Genomic DNA, 3,242 nt, shown 5'->3' with positions numbered 1-3,242 from the left:
CCGGAGAGCACTGCGGTCGACGCGAAGATCATCGCGAGGCGGAAGCGCCGGTTGGGGCGGGCCTCGTTGTGAGTGTGAACGTTGCGGGTCATGGATTTTCTCCTTCTGCAGGGGTTTGCTGGCATTCCCCGGAAATTTCGGGGGGCAGCCGGCGGGCCGGCTCTTTTTGCTGGTGGCCGCTGTGCCGGGATATCTGGCGGTTCGGCGAGGAGGGAAAGAATTTCTTGTGCGAGGGGAATTTCCGTTCTTGCCGTGCTGCCTCGTTTCGTTTCCGGTGAGGCCCGCACTTCAAGTAGGCCGGGTGGGCAGCGTGTGGTCATGTTCCGAGGACTCGGGACTTGACGGAGTGCTGGGTGTCGGGTACAAGCCGGCTGAAGACGCTGCCGGGGCAGCCCTACGACCAGCCCTGCGCCCCGGCCCACCCCGGCCCAGCCCTGCGCCCCGGCCCACCCCGGCCCAGCCCTGCGCCCCGGCCCGGTCGTCCCGGTCGTCCTGGCTGTCCTGGCTGTCCCGGCTGTCCCGGCTACCCCGGTCGTCCCGGTCGTCCCGGTCGTCCCGGTCGTCCCGGCTACCCCGGCTGTCCTGGCTGCCGTTTTCTGTCGTCTGAGGCCGGGGGCCCGCGCCGGGCGGGGGTGCGCAGTCACCCTTGGGCAGTCCGCCCGCGGGGCCGGGAAGTGGGCTGTATGCGTCCTTGCCTGCGAGAGGCCGGCAGGCGCCGGCGGGATGGCTGCGCCGCCCCATGGACGCTGCGGTGTGGGAGGCCGTGATCTTTTCGATGGGGCCGATGGCGCTCGTCCGCAAATCTGCGCAACTTCGACCTCGCGGGGGTCGGGGACCGGGTGGCCGCCGGCGTGGCCCGTCGGATCTTTGGCCCGACCGAGGTCCTGCGCTCTGGGCAGTTCCCGTTTTGCTGCCTTGCGGCTGGCCGCAACGTGCCCTCACCACGGTGGGAGCAGGCTCTGGAGGCGGCCCTGGGACATTCCCTGGCGCAGGTGCCCGCCCTGCCTGGCCGGACCCTGGTCCTGGTGGATTGGTCGGGCTCGATGTTCGACACGCCCGGCGCGCACACCGGACTCAACCGGGCGGACTTTGCCGCCGTCTTCGCCGCGGCCCTGGCGGCCTGGGCCGAGCGGGCCGGCCTCGTCGGGTTCGGCTCGGACAGCCGGAGGGTGGAGCTGGAGCCGGGCGGGTTTGTCCTGCGGGCACTGGACCGGTTTTACGACCTCGCAGGGACCAGCACCGCAAAGGCAGTCACGCGGCACTGCAGCGAGCACGACCGCGTGGTCGTCGTCACCGGCGAACAGGCCTGCCTGGCGCCCTGCGCCGACACGTTCGGCGCCGCTTTTTCGGAGTGTGCCCGTCTGCACCTGGAACCTGGGCGGCTGCTCTGCGGGCCGCGCAGCCACCGGTTTGCACCGTCGCACCTTCGGCGGCCTCAGTGATGCGGCGTTCCGGCTGATCTGGCTCCTGGAGTTTGGCCGGGCGGCCGAGTGGCCCTGGCAGTCCACTGCGGCCGCGACGTGAGGTCCGCCTCCCGGCGCCCCTTGCACCCGGGGCGCGGGGCGGGGGTCAGGAAACCCGCTTGATCGTCCAGGTGTTGGGCTCGTGGCTGGGCACCGCCGCGTACTGGCAGGCGCCGCTGTAGAAGCTGCGGTTCACCTGCACCCAGCCCGCCGGGGGCCACGTGGAGGCGCAGACGTTCACGGTGGTGCCGATGGGCAGGCCGGAGACCTGCTGGATCTTCTTCATGTTGGGGTTGAACGTGATGCCGCACTGCCAGCTGTTCCACCACTGCACGTCGACCCAGCCGGACGGCGTCAGGGAACTCCCGCACATGGTCGTGGTGTCGCCGGGAGCGGCCGAGGCCGGTGCCGCGGTGAGCGTGACGCATGCGGCAGTGGTCAACAAGGCCAGCGACGCCGAACGGAGACGGACCACGGTGGTACCTCCAGGATCATCGATGAGTTTTGCGTGAACCTCACAATCCATACCGTTCCTTCACATGCGGGAGTAGTCAGTTATCGGTCTGAGCTGATCGTGACCGAAACGGACCCGTGATCGCCCGCTCTCCGTACTCCCGCGCCGCACCATCGTTGAGCCGGCCGGCAGGCTGACACGTCTTTGCCCGCTGCGGTGTTCGTGTCGTGGTACGGCGACGGTCCCCACAAGGTCCTCTTCGAGTCCGGGCCGTCATCGACGCCGTCATCGACGCCGTCATCGACGCCGTCATCGACGCCGTCATCGACGTCGACGGCCGGCGCACCCTCTCGGGTGGCCGGCATCCGAGGGAATCGACGACTGGAATCCGGGCGGGATTGCCCAAGGGGTTGACCCGGAAAGCGTGCGTTGTTCGGACTCGGCGTCGAGGCGCCGGCCTCACCATGACGGGACCATCCCCGCGAGTGCGGGGAGCCGCAACTCGGTCGCTTCGGCACGGGCCTGGAGGGTGAACGGTCACGACATCCGGCTCTGTTGCCGGTCTTGTTTGCGCCGTGAGGCAGCGCTGTTGGTTCGAGTGGAGGTGGGAGACCTTCGCCAAAGCCCTGTCGCTCCCCTCGTAGCGTGGAGTTGGTGATTGCAGGGGAAGTTGACGTTCATGGGGTCGTCCAAGCAGCGGACGTACATGCCTGAGTTCCGCGAGGGTGCTGTACGCATCGTGATCGAGACCACCAGGCCGGCCCCGCCGTGGAGTTGGCCGCTTGAAAAAGCTCCACAGCCCGAGGGGATTGGCAGTTCGAGGCGACCGTCCATGTCGCGGCGATCCATCGGTGGCTGTGATCACCGGCCGGCCAGACGGGTCGTGCGATGCCGGCCACCGATCCGATGCGCAGATATGGGGAGGGCTTGTGGCCGCCGACTACTACTGTGCCGGCAGCGAGAATGGCGACCACGTCGACGGCCCGGTTGAGGACGCCCTGTTCATGCTCATCAGCGACCTGCACGGCACGGGCAACACTTTCGTCGTCGTCCGGCCCGACGAGGACGACCCTGCCTGGTTCGCCTCCGTCGCCGTGCTGGAAGAGGGCGGCTACGAGATCGTCCGCCGTGACACCACCCGACGCGAGCACGACGTCACAGTCGCCACCGGCATCGACCGGATCGCGGGCGACCTCACGACATGGCCGGCCGCCCGCGCTTCCTCAAACACGGCCTAAGGGCTGTCCCGTAATCCCCGGTGGATCAGCGCGCGGCGTCAGATGCGGTGCATCGCAAGGCGGAGGGTCGTCCTCATACTGGGCGTA

3 protein-coding genes are annotated in these 3,242 nt (G+C 68.8%); 2 read left to right on the top strand and 1 reads right to left on the bottom strand.

Annotated features, from left to right (window positions below; genetic code table 11):
- Positions 1-851 precede the first annotated feature (851 nt).
- A complete protein-coding gene (locus tag ACWGI8_RS42025; RefSeq protein WP_453668729.1) occupies positions 852-1,442 on the top strand; it encodes a hypothetical protein in 591 nt (196 codons plus the stop codon).
- 127 nt (positions 1,443-1,569) lie between these two features.
- On the opposite strand, the gene ACWGI8_RS42020 is transcribed toward ACWGI8_RS42025, so the two are convergent.
- The gene (locus ACWGI8_RS42020; protein ID WP_453668728.1) at positions 1,570-1,905 is read right to left on the bottom strand and encodes a hypothetical protein; all 336 of its coding nucleotides are present in this window, start codon (positions 1,903-1,905) and stop codon (positions 1,570-1,572) included.
- Positions 1,906-2,846: 941 nt separating this feature from the next.
- On the opposite strand from ACWGI8_RS42020, the gene ACWGI8_RS42015 reads away from it, so the two are divergent.
- Entirely contained in the window at positions 2,847-3,155 is a 309-nt protein-coding gene (locus ACWGI8_RS42015) for a hypothetical protein (protein ID WP_453668727.1), read from the top strand.
- Positions 3,156-3,242 lie beyond the last annotated feature (87 nt).

It is taken from the genome of Streptomyces sp. NPDC054841 (assembly GCF_053611045.1).
The sequence above is the reverse complement of the archived record's forward strand: the minus strand, read 5'-3'. Positions and strand labels throughout refer to the sequence as shown.